The sequence below is a fragment of the Exiguobacterium alkaliphilum 12/1 genome (assembly GCF_000714435.1).
GTDB lineage: Bacteria > Bacillota > Bacilli > Exiguobacteriales > Exiguobacteriaceae > Exiguobacterium > Exiguobacterium alkaliphilum.
In genome coordinates, this window is sequence record NZ_JJMW01000008.1 from 1 (window position 1) to 15,508 (window position 15,508).

14 protein-coding genes and 1 riboswitch are annotated in these 15,508 nt (G+C 55.0%); all 14 genes read left to right on the forward strand.

All coding sequences use genetic code 11. From position 1 onward, the window contains the following. Nucleotides 1-280 (forward strand): NETI motif-containing protein (locus RT52_RS00170; protein ID WP_338042310.1); only part of this gene is annotated, 280 nt, incomplete at its 5' end. Between the two features lie 140 nt (nucleotides 281-420). Next, nucleotides 421-522, forward strand: a riboswitch (purine riboswitch). A gap of 91 nt (nucleotides 523-613) precedes the next feature. Then, nucleotides 614-1,078: a 5-(carboxyamino)imidazole ribonucleotide mutase gene (gene purE / locus RT52_RS00175; RefSeq protein WP_034809045.1), complete on the forward strand. Its 465-nt coding sequence runs from the start codon at nucleotides 614-616 to the stop codon at nucleotides 1,076-1,078. Then, entirely contained in the window at nucleotides 1,078-2,172 is a 1,095-nt protein-coding gene (gene purK / locus RT52_RS00180) for a 5-(carboxyamino)imidazole ribonucleotide synthase (protein WP_034809044.1), read from the forward strand. The genes purE and purK overlap by 1 nt, the downstream gene beginning before the upstream one ends. Then, nucleotides 2,169-3,461, forward strand: coding sequence for an adenylosuccinate lyase (gene purB / locus RT52_RS00185; protein WP_034809043.1), 1,293 nt, complete (start codon nucleotides 2,169-2,171; stop codon nucleotides 3,459-3,461). Before purK ends, purB begins: the two co-directional genes overlap by 4 nt. 49 nt (nucleotides 3,462-3,510) lie before the next feature. Next, nucleotides 3,511-4,215: a phosphoribosylaminoimidazolesuccinocarboxamide synthase gene (gene purC, locus RT52_RS00190; RefSeq protein ID WP_034814324.1), complete on the forward strand. Its 705-nt coding sequence runs from the start codon at nucleotides 3,511-3,513 to the stop codon at nucleotides 4,213-4,215. Continuing rightward, nucleotides 4,212-4,454 carry a phosphoribosylformylglycinamidine synthase subunit PurS gene (gene purS / locus RT52_RS00195; protein ID WP_034814326.1) on the forward strand — a complete coding sequence of 81 codons (243 nt, stop codon included), beginning with the start codon at nucleotides 4,212-4,214 and terminating at the stop codon, nucleotides 4,452-4,454. The genes purC and purS overlap by 4 nt, the downstream gene beginning before the upstream one ends. Then, a complete protein-coding gene (gene purQ / locus RT52_RS00200; protein ID WP_034814328.1) occupies nucleotides 4,451-5,131 on the forward strand; it encodes a phosphoribosylformylglycinamidine synthase subunit PurQ in 681 nt (226 codons plus the stop codon). The genes purS and purQ overlap by 4 nt, the downstream gene beginning before the upstream one ends. Further along, nucleotides 5,115-7,334: a phosphoribosylformylglycinamidine synthase subunit PurL gene (gene purL, locus RT52_RS00205; RefSeq protein ID WP_034814329.1), complete on the forward strand. Its 2,220-nt coding sequence runs from the start codon at nucleotides 5,115-5,117 to the stop codon at nucleotides 7,332-7,334. The genes purQ and purL overlap by 17 nt, the downstream gene beginning before the upstream one ends. Beyond that, nucleotides 7,310-8,719 (forward strand): amidophosphoribosyltransferase, encoded by a 1,410-nt coding sequence (gene purF, locus RT52_RS00210; RefSeq protein WP_034809034.1) that lies wholly within the window; start codon nucleotides 7,310-7,312, stop codon nucleotides 8,717-8,719. The genes purL and purF overlap by 25 nt, the downstream gene beginning before the upstream one ends. A 12-nt stretch (nucleotides 8,720-8,731) precedes the next feature. Next, on the forward strand, nucleotides 8,732-9,766 hold the full coding sequence (purM, locus tag RT52_RS00215) for a phosphoribosylformylglycinamidine cyclo-ligase (RefSeq protein ID WP_034814331.1): 1,035 nt from the start codon (nucleotides 8,732-8,734) through the stop codon (nucleotides 9,764-9,766). Continuing rightward, complete coding sequence (gene purN / locus RT52_RS00220) at nucleotides 9,763-10,341, forward strand: phosphoribosylglycinamide formyltransferase (protein WP_034814333.1); 579 nt, start codon at nucleotides 9,763-9,765, stop codon at nucleotides 10,339-10,341. The genes purM and purN overlap by 4 nt, the downstream gene beginning before the upstream one ends. Further along, complete coding sequence (purH, locus tag RT52_RS00225) at nucleotides 10,338-11,858, forward strand: bifunctional phosphoribosylaminoimidazolecarboxamide formyltransferase/IMP cyclohydrolase (RefSeq protein WP_034814335.1); 1,521 nt, start codon at nucleotides 10,338-10,340, stop codon at nucleotides 11,856-11,858. Before purN ends, purH begins: the two co-directional genes overlap by 4 nt. Nucleotides 11,859-11,871: 13 nt before the next feature. Next, nucleotides 11,872-13,125 (forward strand): phosphoribosylamine--glycine ligase, encoded by a 1,254-nt coding sequence (gene purD, locus RT52_RS00230; protein ID WP_034814337.1) that lies wholly within the window; start codon nucleotides 11,872-11,874, stop codon nucleotides 13,123-13,125. 99 nt (nucleotides 13,126-13,224) lie between these two features. Next, the gene (locus RT52_RS00235) at nucleotides 13,225-15,501 is read left to right on the forward strand and encodes a putative bifunctional diguanylate cyclase/phosphodiesterase (RefSeq protein WP_245175435.1); all 2,277 of its coding nucleotides are present in this window, start codon (nucleotides 13,225-13,227) and stop codon (nucleotides 15,499-15,501) included. Nucleotides 15,502-15,508: the final 7 nt, after the last annotated feature.

Consider the following 15,508-nt stretch of genomic DNA (forward strand, 5'->3'; position numbering starts at 1 on the left):
GTCGCCAGGCAAACGGTGGTTCTGGAGCATTCGCTCAAGGGCCGCCGCTTTTTTATATCGTCATTCAAATGAAAGAGAGGAAGAACAGATGGCCAAAAAAATCAAAGTATACGTCGAGCCAAACGAGACGGTCGGTGAGTGTTTAGATCGCATCGCTCAAATGGGGTATCGCCCGGTACGTAGGATTGAAAAGCCTGTCTTTGAAAAAACGGGAACCAAAGACGAACCTGTACATTCCCATCAATCGATTTTATTTGAGTGCGTTGCTCTCAAACCATGATGCCAAACCGTCCTTTTATGAGGGCGGTTTTTTTACGTACTGAGAATGAGTTAAAAGCGAACGATAAATATTCAGACAATTAAAATGTTCGCACTTTGTTGACATGTTTTCAAAGAACAAGGTACGATAGGCGTGTGAGTTAAGAAAATCAAATATCGCTCCATATAATCGCAAGGAAATGGCTTGCAAGTTTCTACCTGATCACCGATTCTGGTCAGACTATGGGGTATAGTCGACATTTTTTTGTCGTGGTCTATACCCTAAACTGACGAATCGGTTTAGGGATTTCTTTATTTTAAGGGGGACGCTGAAGTGAAGACAGTTGGTGTAATCATGGGCAGTTCATCTGACTGGGAGACGATGCAACATACATGTGCCGTGCTTGATACGCTCCACATCGCATATGAGAAACAAGTCGTGTCGGCGCATCGCACACCTGATCTGATGTTCGAATATGCTGAAAAGGCACGAGACCGCGGGATTCAAATCATCATCGCCGGTGCAGGCGGGGCTGCCCACCTTCCGGGGATGGTGGCCGCGAAGACGACGTTGCCAGTCATCGGTGTACCCGTTCAATCGAAAGCGTTGAACGGACTCGATTCACTTCTATCCATCGTCCAAATGCCGGCCGGTGTACCGGTCGCGACGGTCGCGATTGGACAAGCAGGCGCCACGAATGCCGGCCTTCTCGCGGCACAAATCCTTAGCATTCATTCAATGGACATCGCCGATCGCCTTACGCAATATCGCCAAGAGAAAAAAGAGATGGCGATGCATGGAACGGAGGAACTCGTCTAATGAGAATCGGGATATTAGGCGGAGGCCAACTTGGACGAATGATGTCACTCAGTGCAAGTGCGATGGGGTACGAGACACTCAGCCTTGACCCAGCTGAACGCGCACCGGCGGCTCAAGTGGCACCGAGTATCGTCGCAAACTTTGACGACGTCGAGGCAGCAAAAGAACTCGCAGCGCGTACCGACGTCATCACATATGAGTTCGAGAACATCGAGACCGCAATGATTGAAGCGATTCGCGATAAGTGCCCGCAAGGCATGGACGTGTTGAAAGCAACGCAGCACCGATTGCTCGAAAAACAGATGATTGAGTCGGCTGGGTTACGGGTCGCCCCGTATGTGCCGGTACGTTCTGTACGAGACGTCTTACGAGCCCAAGAGTTACTCGGGTTGCCATTTGTCATCAAGACGTGTCGATTTGGATACGATGGCAAAGGACAGACGGTCGTCCGGACGATGCAGGATGTCCATTCGTTCACCGATCAGTTCCGTGAGGATGAATACGTCGCCGAAGCGTGGCTTTCTTTTGAAAAAGAGATATCGGTCATCGTGACACGAGGCGTTCACGAGACGACGACGTTCCCGATTAGCGAGAACGTTCATCAAAACAACATCTTACATCTATCGATTGTCCCGGCCCGTCTTTCCGAAGACATCATAGAAGACGCACGTCATCTGGCGCTACAGCTTGCGGATCAGATTGGGTTGATTGGAACGCTCGCAGTCGAACTGTTCGTTATGCCAGACGGTTCCCTTTACGTGAATGAACTCGCACCACGACCTCACAACTCAGGCCATTACACGATCGATGCATGCGAGACGTCACAATTCGAGCAACATATTCGTGCCGTGACGGGCATGTCCCTCGGTCATACGACGTTACACACACCGGTTGTCATGGTCAACCTGCTCGGGGAACATATGCAAAAACTGAACCCGCAGCGTTTACCATCGAATGTTAAACTACATCTGTATGGGAAAGACGAAGCGAAACCCGGACGGAAGATGGGCCACTTGAACGTACTTGCCCCTTCTGTCGACGAGGCGCTTCATACCATCGAACAACTGGCAATTTGGAAGGAGACTGTTTTATGATTTCACGTTATACCCGCCCTGAGATGGCGGCCATTTGGACCGATGAGAACAAGTTTGACGCTTGGCTCAAAGTCGAGCTTTACGCTTGCGAGGCGTGGAGCGAGTTAGGTGTCATTCCAAAAGAGGACGTCAAGGTACTTTGGGATCAAGCCTCATTCGATGTCGAACGAATCCTTGAGATTGAACAAGAGACGCGTCATGACGTGATTGCCTTCACCCGTGCCGTCTCTGAGACACTCGGTGAAGAAAAGAAGTGGGTCCATTACGGATTGACGTCGACGGATGTCGTCGATACAGCGCTCTCTTACTTGATTAAGCAAGCGAACGATATTTTAGAAGCAGACTTGGATCGGTTCATCGACATTCTTGCTGAAAAGGCGAAAGCGCATAAATACGACATCATGATGGGTCGTACCCATGGCGTTCATGCGGAGCCGACGACGTTCGGTTTGAAGCTCGCCCTCTGGTACGAGGAAATGAAGCGCAACAAGAAACGCTTCATGGCAGCACGCGAGACGATTGAGTTCGGCAAGATGAGCGGCGCTGTCGGCACGTTCGCCAACATCGACCCGTTCATCGAATCGTATGTCTGTGACAAGTTGGGCATCCAGGCCGCTCCAATCTCGACACAGACGTTACAACGTGACCGCCATGCTGAATATATGGGTACGCTCGCGTTGATCGCCACGTCGATTGAGAAGATGGCGACCGAGATTCGCGGCCTTCAAAAGACAGAGACACGTGAAGTCGAAGAATTCTTCGCAAAAGGACAAAAAGGGTCATCGGCGATGCCGCATAAACGTAATCCGATCGGCTCTGAAAACATGACAGGCCTTGCCCGCGTCATCCGCGGCCATATGGTGACGGCGTACGAGAACGTCCCGCTTTGGCATGAACGCGACATCTCGCACTCATCGGCAGAACGCATCATCTTACCGGACGCGACGAGCTTGTTGAACTATATGCTCAACCGTTTCGGCAACATCGTGAAGAACTTGACGGTGTTCCCAGACAATATGCGCCGCAACATGGACCGGACGTTCGGCATCATCTTCTCGCAACGGATCTTGCTCGCCTTGATTGAGAAAGGTTGGTCACGTGAAGCCGCGTATGACGCCGTGCAACCGAAGGCGATGCAGGCGTGGGAAGAAGAGACGATGTTCCGCACTTTGATTGAACAAGACGCCGAGATGGGCGCACTCTTCACGAGTGACGAGCTCGACGACCTATTTGACCCGAGCCATCACGTGCGCCGTGTCGATGTGATTTTTGAACGCTGTGGTTTGTAATCGTTGAGGGGCACCATGCCCCTCTCACTTTAAGGGGGAACGGATACAGATGGAAGCAATCTACGAAGGTAAGGCGAAAGCGTTATACGAGACAGAAGAGCCGGGTGTGCTCCGCGTTTATTATAAAGACGACGCAACGGCATTCAACGGGGAAAAGAAACAGTCGATTGACGGCAAAGGCGTATTGACCAACGCCATCACGACCCGTTTGTTCGAACTGATGCACGATAATAAGATTCCGACGCACTTTATTCAAAAAGTATCGGACCGCGAACAACTCGTCCGCCGTGTCGACATCATCCCGCTCGAAGTCGTCGTTCGCAACGTCGCCGCCGGGAGCCTGGCCAAACGACTCGGTTGGGAAGAAGGGACACCGCTCCTCGCACCAATTGTTGAATTCTATTATAAAGATGACGCACTCGGAGATCCGCTTCTGACAGAAGATCATATCCGTTTACTGCAGGTCGCCACACATAAAGAAGTCGAAACATTGCGACAACTCGGGCTTTGGGTGAACGATGTGTTGCTTGATTTCTTCGCAGAACACGGCATCGACTTAATCGATTTCAAGCTCGAGTTCGGTAAAGTCGACGGGACGATTATTCTCGCAGATGAGATTTCGCCGGACACTTGCCGCCTGTGGGACCAAGAGACGAAGCAGAAACTTGACAAAGATGTATTTCGTAGAGACCTCGGCTCACTGACTGAGACGTACGGCCAGCTGTTAACACGCATAGGGGGAATGAACCAATGAAAAAAGTAAACGTGTACGTGACATTACGTGAAAGTGTACTCGACCCACAAGGCGTCGCCGTCAAAGGTGGACTAGATCATCTCGGTTTCACCGGTATTGAATCGGTTCGCATCGGCAAGATGATCGAACTTCAAGTCACGGATGAGACGACTGAAGCGATGGTCCGAGACATGTGTGAGAAGTTACTCGTCAATACGGTCATTGAGAATTACGAGATTGAGATGGGGGTACTCGCATGAAGTTCGCGGTCATCGTCTTCCCAGGATCGAACTGTGACCTCGATATGTACCATGCGGTCAAAGACGTGATGGGTGAAGAAGCAGAGTACGTGTTCCATACGAAGACGTCACTAGACGGATACGACGGTGTTCTTCTCCCGGGAGGATTTTCATATGGGGATTACTTACGGTGCGGGGCCATTGCACAGTTTTCACCGATCATGAGTGAAGTGAAACGTTTCGCTGAAGAAGGACGTCCAGTATTCGGTGTCTGCAATGGATTCCAAGTGCTCGTCGAGACAGGATTGTTGCCAGGTGCGTTGATGCGAAACCGTGACTTGAAGTTCATGTGTAAGACGGTCGAGCTGAAAGTCGAAAACAACGAGACGATGTTCACGAGCGACTACGCACTCGGTGAGACGATTCGGATCCCAATCGCACATGGGGAAGGCAACTACTATTGTGACGAGGAGACGCTCGAGATGCTTCGGGCGAACGGGCAAATCGTCTTCACGTATACGGATAATCCGAACGGGTCGGCAGCGGACATCGCCGGCATCACGAACGCACAAGGCAACGTGCTCGGCATGATGCCGCACCCGGAACGGGCGGTCGAGCGATTACTTGGCAGTGAAGACGGAAAACGATTATTCACTTCAATGGTGAAATGGGGGACTCGACATGCTAGTTACAACTGAACCGACAGCACAAGATATCCGTGAAGCACGCTTATACGCGACGATGGGACTTTCAGACGAAGAGTACGCGCTCGTCGTCTCGCTACTCGGACGTGACCCGAACTACACGGAAATCGGCTTATTCTCGGTCATGTGGTCAGAACACTGTTCGTACAAAAACTCGAAGCCTGTGCTCCGTAAGTTCCCGACAACTGGGAAGCACGTCCTTCAAGGACCGGGAGAAGGAGCTGGAATCGTCGACATCGGTGACGGGCAAGCGGTCGCTTTTAAGATCGAGAGCCATAACCATCCGTCCGCGATCGAGCCGTACCAAGGAGCGGCGACCGGCGTCGGCGGCATCATCCGCGACATCTTCTCAATGGGCGCGCGTCCTGTGGCGCTCCTCAACTCGCTCCGCTTCGGAGATTTGAACGAATCACGTGTGAAACATTTATTCGGCCACGTTGTCTCAGGGATTGCCGGGTATGGCAACTGTGTCGGCATCCCGACGGTCGGTGGGGAAGTCGCGTTTGACCCGGCCTATGCTGGTAACCCACTCGTCAATGCGATGTGCGTCGGACTCATCCGCCACGAAGACATTCAAAAAGGGATTGCGGAAGGTGTCGGCAACTCGGTCATGTACGTCGGTGCGACGACCGGACGTGACGGGATTCACGGGGCGACGTTCGCCTCAGAAGAACTCGGTGAGGATGCGGACGAGAAACGTCCTGCCGTCCAAGTCGGAGACCCGTTTATGGAGAAGTTGTTAATCGAAGCGTGTTTGGAAGTCATCAAGCACCCGGCTCTCGTCGGCATTCAGGATATGGGCGCGGCCGGTCTCACCTCGTCTTCGGCCGAGATGGCGTCAAAAGCGGGGATGGGCATCGAGATGAACCTCGACCTCGTCCCGCAACGGGAGTCAGGGATGACGCCTTACGAGATGATGTTGTCGGAATCGCAAGAACGGATGCTCCTCGTCGTCAAGGCAGGACATGAAGACGAGATTGAAGCGATTGTCACGAAGTGGGGACTTCATGCGATCAAAGTCGGCGAAGTCATCGAAGACAAAGTGCTCCGCCTTGTGCATCACGGCGAGATTGCGGCCGAAGTACCGGTCGACGCGCTCGCCGAAGACGCACCGGTCTATCATAAGCCGTCAAAAGTGCCGGCCTATTACGAAACGTTCCAAGCGATGGCACCGGTCCAACCGGTCGTCACGGATGTGCTCGCGACGTGGAAAGACGTCCTTGCCATGCCGACCATCGCCTCGAAACGTTGGGTGTACGAGCAGTACGACCATATGGTCCAAACATCGACCGTCGTTGCGCCAGGCAGTGACGCGGCCGTCATTCGTATTCGCGACACAGACAAATCGCTGGCGATGACGACGGATTGTAACGCCAAATACGTGTACCTCGATCCACGTGTCGGCGGCGCGATCGCGGTCGCTGAAGCAGCGCGCAACATCGTCGCGAGCGGGGCTGAACCGCTCGCGCTCACGGATTGCTTGAACTTCGGTAGTCCAGACAAACCAGAAGGGTTCTGGCAACTCGATCAAGCGGTTGAAGGAATGGCTGAAGCGTGTCGAACGCTTGATACACCGGTCATCGGAGGAAACGTCTCGCTTTACAATGAGTCGAACGGAACAGCTATCTATCCGACACCGGTCGTCGGCATGGTCGGTTTGATTGAAAAGCGTGAACATATCACGACTTCGTTCGCCAAGACGGCAGGCGACGTCGTCTTCTTGCTCGGTGAGACGAAACCTGAGTTCGGTGGCAGTGCGCTGCAAATGCTACAAGACGGCAAAGTGAGCGGACACGCGCCGACACTCGACTTGGAGACGGAACGCACGAATCAACAAGCGCTCCTTACGTCGATTCGTCAAGGACTCGTCACAGCGGCCCACGACGTGTCAGAGGGCGGACTCGCCGCAGCGCTTCCTGAGCTCGTATTCGGGACTGGGTTCGGCTTAGACGTGAGCGTCGAGACGGATCTCGTGACGACACTCTTTAGTGAGTCACAGTCACGCTTCCTCGTCACAGTCGCGGCCGATCAAGCGGACCGCTTCGAGACGTTGACGAACGCCGCGCGTATCGGACACGTGACCGAGGCAACACAACTGATTATCCGGGCGAGTGACCGCCTCATCGAGATGGACGTCACCGAGCTGGAACGTGTATGGGAAGGAGCTATTCCATGTTATATGACATCCGAGGCATGAATGAGGAATGCGGTGTGTTCGGCGTCTACGGACACATCGACGCGTCTCATCTCGCCTACTACGGCCTGCATAGTCTGCAACACCGGGGCCAAGAAGGGACGGGCATCGTTACGGCGGACGGGAAACGGTTGAACGCGAAGCGTGGGCTAGGACTCGTCGCCGAAGTGTTTGACGAACCGTCGCTCGACGCCTTGACCGGGCATCACGCCATCGGGCACGTCCGCTATTCGACGGCGGGGGGGAACACGCTCGAAAACGTTCAACCGCTCCACTTTAAATCGCTCACCGGCGACTTGGCGATGGCGCATAACGGGAACCTCGTCAATGCGACCGAACTGAAACATCTGCTCGAGGCGGAAGGCGCGATCTTCCAGACGACGTCAGACACAGAAGTCGTCGCCCACTTGATTAAGCGGAGTCGTGGCAACTCGCTGAAAGAACGGATTTCGGACAGCTTGGCCCGTCTCGTCGGGGCGTTCGCGTTTCTCTTTTTGACGGAAGACGTACTTTACGTCGCGGTCGATGTCCATGGACTCCGTCCGCTCTCGCTCGGTCAGACCGAGGACGGGGCGTACGTGTTCGCTTCTGAGACGTGTGCGTTCGACGTCGTCGGCGCCACATACGTCCGTGACGTCGAACCGGGCGAGCTCCTCATGATCACAGCGGACGGCATCACGTCCGAACGATACAGTGAAGCCGCGGTCCGGGCGATGTGTTCGATGGAGTATATCTACTTCTCACGGCCAGACTCGATCATCGACGGGGTAAACGTCCATACGGCCCGTAAAGCGATGGGGAAAAAGATGTTCGATGAGGCGCCGGTCGAGGCGGACGTCGTGACCGGTGTTCCCGATTCGAGCATCTCGGCAGCCATCGGTTACGCCGAGGCGAGCGGCATCCCGTATGAGATGGGGCTCATCAAAAACCGCTATGTCGGGCGGACGTTCATCCAACCGTCGCAAGAGCTACGGGAGCGAGGCGTCAAGATGAAACTGTCAGCGCTTCGCGGCGTCGTGAACGGCAAGCGCGTCATCATGGTCGACGACTCGATTGTCCGGGGCACGACGAGCCGACGCATCGTGAAGATGCTTCGTGAAGCCGGGGCGACCGAAGTGCACGTCCGCATCACGTCACCACCGATAAAACATCCGTGTTATTACGGGATCGATACATCATCAAAGGAAGAGTTGATTGCGGCCACTAAATCCATTACAGAAATTAAAGAAGAGATTGGGGCCGACTCACTAGCATTTCTTTCATTGGAAGGAACGGTCGACGCGATTGACCGACCGTTTGAAGGAAACTTGCGTGGGCAGTGTGCCGCTTGCTTCACCGGACTTTATCCGACGGAACTGGCGGAACTTGTGACAGAGACAAAAGCTTGAGGGGGACTGACGATGAGTTTAAGATATGAACAAGCGGGTGTGAATTTAGAGGCAGGCTATGAGGCTGTATCACGCATGAAGCGTCACGTCGCACGGACGATGCGTCCGGAGGTCATGACGGGACTTGGCAGTTTCGGCGCGATGATCGACCTCGGGTCGATGCAGATGAAGCATCCGATTCTCGTGAGCGGGACGGACGGGGTCGGGACGAAGCTTAAACTCGCGTTCGCGCTCGATCAACATGATACGATTGGGATTGACTGTGTGGCGATGTGCGTCAACGACTGCCTCGTCCACGGGGCCGAACCCCTCTATTTCTTAGACTACATCGCGACCGGGAAAGCCGAACCGGCGAAACTCGAGCGCATCGTCGCCGGTGTCGCCGAAGGCTGTGTCCAAGCGGGTTGTGCCCTCGTCGGCGGTGAGACGGCTGAGATGCCGGGCATGTACCCGGACGGCGAATATGACATCGCCGGGTTCGCTGTCGGTGTCGTCGAGAAAGAAGCGCTCATCGATGGGCAGACGATTGAAGCAGGGGATATCGTCCTCGGTCTCGCTTCGTCTGGCGTTCACTCGAACGGATTCTCGCTCGTCCGTCATATCGTCGAAGGGCAAGGGCTCGCCTATACGGACGAGATTGCCATGCTCGATACGACGCTCGGCAACGCGCTCTTACTGCCGACTCGAATTTATGCCGAGGCGGCGAAAGCAGCCATCGCGACAGGCCGCGTCCAAGGGATGGCCCATATCACGGGCGGTGGCTTCTACGAGAACGTGCCCCGGATGCTTCCGGAAGGACTCGGTGTCACGTTCAACGCCTCGAGCTGGCCGAGCCTGCCCGTGTTTGACTGGCTCGAACAAGTCGGTCACGTCTCGAAGCAAGAGATGTTCAACGTCTTCAATATGGGCATCGGCTTTATGATCGCCGTCCGCCCGGAAGATGTGGACGCTGTCGAAGCGGCTCTTGAACGCGCTGGGGAGACGGCGCACCGCATCGGGAAAGTCGACGCGAAGCCTGGCATCCGCATCATGGGAGTCGACCAGTGAAGCGGTTTGCCATCTTCGCTTCTGGTTCCGGCAGTAACGCGGAGACGATTTGGCAAGCGATTGAGCGGGGGGACTTGTCCGGTGAGTGTGTTTTGCTCGTGACGGACAAACCGGAGGCGAAAGTGCTCGAGCGAGCCGATGCATATCACATCCCGAGCTTTTCGTTCACACCGAAAGCGTATGTGTCGAAGCGAGATTTCGAAGAAGAGATTCTTGTGTTGCTCCAGGCGCTCCGTGTCGACTACATCGTCTTGGCCGGTTATATGCGTTTGATTGGAGACGTTTTGCTCGAGGCGTATCCGAGTCACATTATCAATATCCATCCGTCGCTCCTCCCGGCATTCCCGGGAAAAGACGCGATCGGGCAAGCGCTTGATGCAAGCGTCGACGTCAGCGGCGTCACGATCCATTACGTCGATGCGGGGATGGACACAGGGCCGATCATCGCGCAACGTGAAGTGGACATCACGGGCTGTGATCGTCAGGAAGCGACCCGGCGGATTCAAGCGGCAGAGCATGCGCTCTATCCGTACGTATTACATGAAGTGTTCAATCAACAGGAGGTTTTCAAGTGAGAGCATTATTAAGTGTGTCAGATAAAACAGGCATCGTCGAGCTTGCGCGTGCGTTCCATCAGGCTGGCATCGAACTGATTTCAACCGGCGGGACGGAAGCAGCACTCGTCGCGGCTGGGTTACCGGTGAAAAACATCTCGGACGTGACCTCGTTCCCCGAGATGCTCGACGGTCGCGTGAAGACGCTCCATCCACTCGTCCATGGCGGTTTGCTCGGGCGTCGTGATTTGCCTTCGCATGTCGAACAGATGAAAGATCATCATATCGAACCGATTGACTATGTCGTCGTCAACTTGTATCCGTTCAAACAGACGATTGCAAAAGAAAACGCGACGTATGACGAGGCGATTGAGAATATCGATATCGGCGGACCGAGCATGCTCCGTTCTGCGGCGAAAAACCATGCGAGCGTGACGGTCGTCGTTGATCCGTCCGACTACACGGTCGTAGCCGAGGAAGTCATGAACGGCGGGACGTCGTTTGAGACGCGCCAACGCCTTGCGGCGAAAGCGTTCCGCCATACAGCGGCGTACGACGCGTTAATCGCCGACTATTTAGGACGACAAATCGGCGAGACGTTCCCGGAACAGTTGACGGTCACGTATGAGAAAGTGCAAGACCTTCGTTACGGGGAGAACCCACATCAACAGGCGGCATTTTACAAGACACCGCTCTATGACGGGATGACGCTCGCGAACGCAGTACAGCTCCACGGAAAAGAACTCTCATACAACAACATCCAAGACACGAACGCGGCACTCGAGGCGCTCACCGAGTTGACAGAGCCGGCAGCAGTCGTCGTCAAACATATGAACCCGTGTGGTGTCGCGGTCGGCGAGACGATTCACCAAGCGTTCACACGTGCCCATGCGGCCGACCCGGTCTCAATCTTCGGGGGAATCGTCGCGTTGAACCGGGAAGTCGACCTTGAGACGGCAGAAGCTCTTCGGGACATCTTCCTCGAGATCGTCATCGCGCCATCCTTTAGCGAGGCAGCACTTGACCGATTGAAAGAGAAGAAGAATCTCCGTCTGTTGACGCTCGACATGGGGCAGATGACGGGGACACGGTTGACGGCGGTCGCCGGTGGCTTGCTCGTCCAAGACGGGGATGACATGACGCTCGACGACGCCTCGTGCCAAATTGTGACGGACCGACGCCCGACGGCTTCTGAGTGGGAAGACTTAAAGCTCGCTTGGCGCGTCGTTAAACACGTGAAATCAAACGCGATCGTCGTCGCCAAAGACGAGACGACAATCGGGATTGGTGCTGGACAGATGAACCGGGTCGGGGCGGCGAAAATCGCCTTCGAACAAGCCGGTGAACGAGCCATCGGTGCGGCACTCGGTAGCGATGCGTTCTTCCCGATGGGCGACACGGTCGAAGCAGCGGCAGCGGCCGGCATTACGGCCATCATCCAGCCAGGCGGTTCGATTCGAGATGAAGAGTCGATCGAGGCGGCGAACCGTCATGGCATCACGATGGTGTTCACATCAGTCCGACACTTCAAACACTGAGAGGAGCGATATGATGAACGTACTCGTCATTGGACGCGGCGGGCGGGAACACGCCCTCGCCTGGAAATTGAAGCAGGACGGGCATGACGTCTTCGTCGCCCCGGGCAATCTCAACATGGGCGGCATGACGTGCGTGCCAATCGAAGAGACGGACGTCACGGCGCTCGTCTCGTTCGCCAAGGCAGAACAAATCGGTTGGACGATTGTCGGGCCGGAGTCGGCGCTCATGGCAGGCGTCGTCGACGTGTTCCAAAAAGAGGGCTTGCCGATTTTTGGCCCGACGAAAGCCGCTGCCCTGCTTGAAGGGAGCAAGGCGTTCGCGAAGGAAGTGATGCGCCAGGCGGACATTCCGACAGCGGCCTACGAGACGTTCACGGACGCAGCCTCGGCTCTCCGTTACATCGAGACGATGGGCGCCCCGCTTGTCGTCAAGGCGGACGGGCTCGCCGCCGGGAAAGGCGTGACGGTCGCCTTCTCGCTTGAAGAAGCAAGAGAAGCCATTACGGACATCTTCACGACCGACAAGTTCGGTGCACAGTCGCGTGTCGTCATCGAAGAGTTTTTGGAAGGTGAAGAGTTCTCGCTCATGGCGTTCGTCTCTGGTGACCACGTCATCCCGATGATCACGTCGCAAGACCATAAACGTGCCTATGACAACGATGAAGGACCGAACACGGGCGGGATGGGTGCGTATAGCCCGATGCCTCACCTTGCCGGAAGCGTTTATGATGAGGCGGTCGAACGTGTACTCCATCCGCTCGCGAAGACGATGGTTGAACGCGGGACGCCGTTCGAAGGCTTCCTGTACGCTGGGCTCATCTTGACGGCTGACGGGCCGAAAGTGATTGAGTTCAACGCGCGTTTCGGGGACCCGGAAACCGAAGTCATCATCCCGAACCTCGTTTCACCGCTCCTAGACGTCATCGAGGCCGTCGTCGCCAAGAAAACGTACGCCATCGAGTGGCTTGATGCTTACACGATTGGTGTCGTCGTGGCGGCGGAAGGCTATCCGTCGACAGCGGTGTCGGGTCAAGTGTTATCCGGGTTTGAGCGGTTATCTGGAGACGTCCTCGTCTTCCATGCCGGTACGACGAAACAAGATGGCGAGATTGTTGGGAATGGCGGGCGGTTGTTCGTCCTCACCTCGACGAAACCGACGTTACAAGAGGCAAGACGAACGGCATATGCCGCGCTTGAGACGCTCGAACTGCCGGAGACGTTTTACCGATCGGACATCGCGCACCGAGCACTTATACAGATTTTTTAAAGGATGGGTCAACCCATCCTTTTTTTCATGCGAAAAGAAGGAAATGCCAACTTCGTGTTCTACAATAATGATGTAGATTGAAGGAAGAAGGTGGTCGGCATGCGCATTCGGACAAAACTGATGATTGCGGTGGCGTTGAATATCCTCATTTTTGTCGGCGTCATCTTCTTTGTCGTCCGGCCTTATTTCATCGAACAGAGCATGGAGCGGGACCGGCTCGCGGTCGACAGTCAGATCGCGAGCGTGACCGAGACACTCGCGAATCGAAAGAGTAGCCTCGAGCGGACGCTCGTCGATTGGGCGGCATGGAACGACGCGTATGCGTTCGTCCAAGGAAAGAACGAGGCGTTCGTCGACAGCAACATCAGCGAGGCGTCGCTCGACAATTTGAACGTCAATGCGATGCTGTTTTTAAATCGGGACGGGGATGTGCATTACGCCACGTTCCAAAAGCAGGGCTTGTCGCTGACTGAGCCGGAGCACCAGGCGTTTTTGACCGATATCGCTTCACGTGTTCGAGCTGACGCCAACACGCGCAGTACGATTTATGAGAGCGAATACGGGCCCGTGTTTTATGCGACCCATCCGATTCTCCAAAGTGACCGTAGCGGTCCGGTCGAAGGGACGCTCGTCATGCTCGAGTTCGTCAGCAGTCATTTCGTCGCCGATTTGAGTGCCCAGACGAAGTTACCGCTCGCCGTAGGTCTGACCGAAGCGACCGATACGATGATCACGTCGCGGGACGGGCTGACACATGTCGTCATCCCGCTCGATACGGTGTATGACAAGACCGACTACGGCATCACGTTCGTCGTCGAACCGACACACTACGCGAACACGGTGTCGATGCTTCGGCTCGGGATGGTCGCGCTCGTCTTCCTCGGAACCGGCCTGTTCTTGTCGTTGTTATGGACGTTCCACCGTGTCGTCATTCGCCGTTTGATGGAAATTGGGGGCGAGTTGAAACAAATCACGGTCGAACGCGACAGTCGCCTGCGTCTCAGTATCGATGCGGGGAGCCGGGACGAGATTGAACAGATGGCCGCGAGTATGAACGAAGTGCTCGCCGCGCTCGAAGATACGCGAGCGGAAGTGCTCGATAAGGCGTATCGCGATGCGCTCACGCAACTGCCGAACCGACTCGCGGTCGAGGATTATTTCGCCGCCGTGCGAAAGACGTACCGTCACATCGGTGTGATTGGGCTCGATCTCGATGATTTTCGACGCATCAATGACCAGTTCGGGCACCGAACCGGGGATGCGGCTTTGATTTATATCGCCTCGCGGTTGAACTTCTATAAAGAAGAAGGGTTCGTTGCCCGAATCGGGGCAGATGAATTCATCTTCCTTCATCCGAACTGGACACTCGAGGAGTTACGTCCGGTCGCGAGACGGCTCATGAAAGATTTGGCGGACTGGGCCGACGTGAACGGGGTGACCGGGCTGACGACGACGATCGGACTCGACGTCTTCGCCTCCCATCATCCGCATCACACGTATGAGATTTTGATGGGACGTCTCGACGTCGTCTTGCACGAGGCGAAGCTGTCCGGGAAAAATCGGGTGCTCTCGTTCCAAGAGATTGAAGACGGTAGCCACTACTTGCAGACGCTCGAGATGGAACGTGATTTGCGCCGTGCGCTCGAAGAAGACGAGTTCGAACTGTATTATCAACCGATCGTCTCGCCTCATCCGTTCGCCGTGCGCGGCGTCGAGGCGCTCATCCGCTGGAATCATCCGGTGAAAGGGCAAGTCTCACCCGGATTGTTCATACCAATCGCCGAACAGCTCGGCCTCATCTCGGATATCGGACGTTGGGTGCTCCGTCAGGCTGTTCGGGAGATGCGTGAGCACGTGACACGTCACGAACTGTTCTTATCGATTAACGTCTCGAAACGTCAAATCGCGGATGGCTCGTTTTTAGGAGAGCTCGAGCGCATTTTACACGATCAAACGTTCAATCCGAGTAATCTGCACGTGGAAATCACGGAAAGTGAGGTCGGCGGCAATCTGTATGAGCTGCAACAGTTTATCAGCTCGTTGAAGGCGATCGGGGTAAAAATTTCCCTCGACGACTTCGGTGTTGGGACGTCCTCGCTCTCGTTTCTACAGTCGCTTCAACTCGACTTGATTAAAATCGATCAAAACTTCGTCAAAGGGATTACGGAAAACACGTTCGACCGGGCGCTGTTAGAAGGGTTGTATCAGACTTTCCATACGCTCGGTCTCGATATCGTCACAGAAGGCGTCGAGCGGCCGGAACAGCTCGCGTTCGTGCTCGAGCATAGCAGTTCGTTGATTCAAGGGTATCATTACAGCAAACCGGTACCGCTCTCGCAATTGGAGAACTATTTGAAGAAAGTGGTCATGCTATAGGCGCCTC

Coding starts and splice junctions, on each gene's coding strand:
- purE (WP_034809045.1), top strand. CDS start 614: ATGGGCAGTTCATCTGACTGGGAGACGATGCAACATACATGTGCCGTG.
- purK (WP_034809044.1), top strand. CDS start 1,078: ATGAGAATCGGGATATTAGGCGGAGGCCAACTTGGACGAATGATGTCA.
- purB (WP_034809043.1), top strand. CDS start 2,169: ATGATTTCACGTTATACCCGCCCTGAGATGGCGGCCATTTGGACCGAT.
- purC (WP_034814324.1), top strand. CDS start 3,511: ATGGAAGCAATCTACGAAGGTAAGGCGAAAGCGTTATACGAGACAGAA.
- purS (WP_034814326.1), top strand. CDS start 4,212: ATGAAAAAAGTAAACGTGTACGTGACATTACGTGAAAGTGTACTCGAC.
- purQ (WP_034814328.1), top strand. CDS start 4,451: ATGAAGTTCGCGGTCATCGTCTTCCCAGGATCGAACTGTGACCTCGAT.
- purL (WP_034814329.1), top strand. CDS start 5,115: ATGCTAGTTACAACTGAACCGACAGCACAAGATATCCGTGAAGCACGC.
- purF (WP_034809034.1), top strand. CDS start 7,310: ATGTTATATGACATCCGAGGCATGAATGAGGAATGCGGTGTGTTCGGC.
- purM (WP_034814331.1), top strand. CDS start 8,732: ATGAGTTTAAGATATGAACAAGCGGGTGTGAATTTAGAGGCAGGCTAT.
- purD (WP_034814337.1), top strand. CDS start 11,872: ATGAACGTACTCGTCATTGGACGCGGCGGGCGGGAACACGCCCTCGCC.
- RT52_RS00235 (WP_245175435.1), top strand. CDS start 13,225: ATGCGCATTCGGACAAAACTGATGATTGCGGTGGCGTTGAATATCCTC.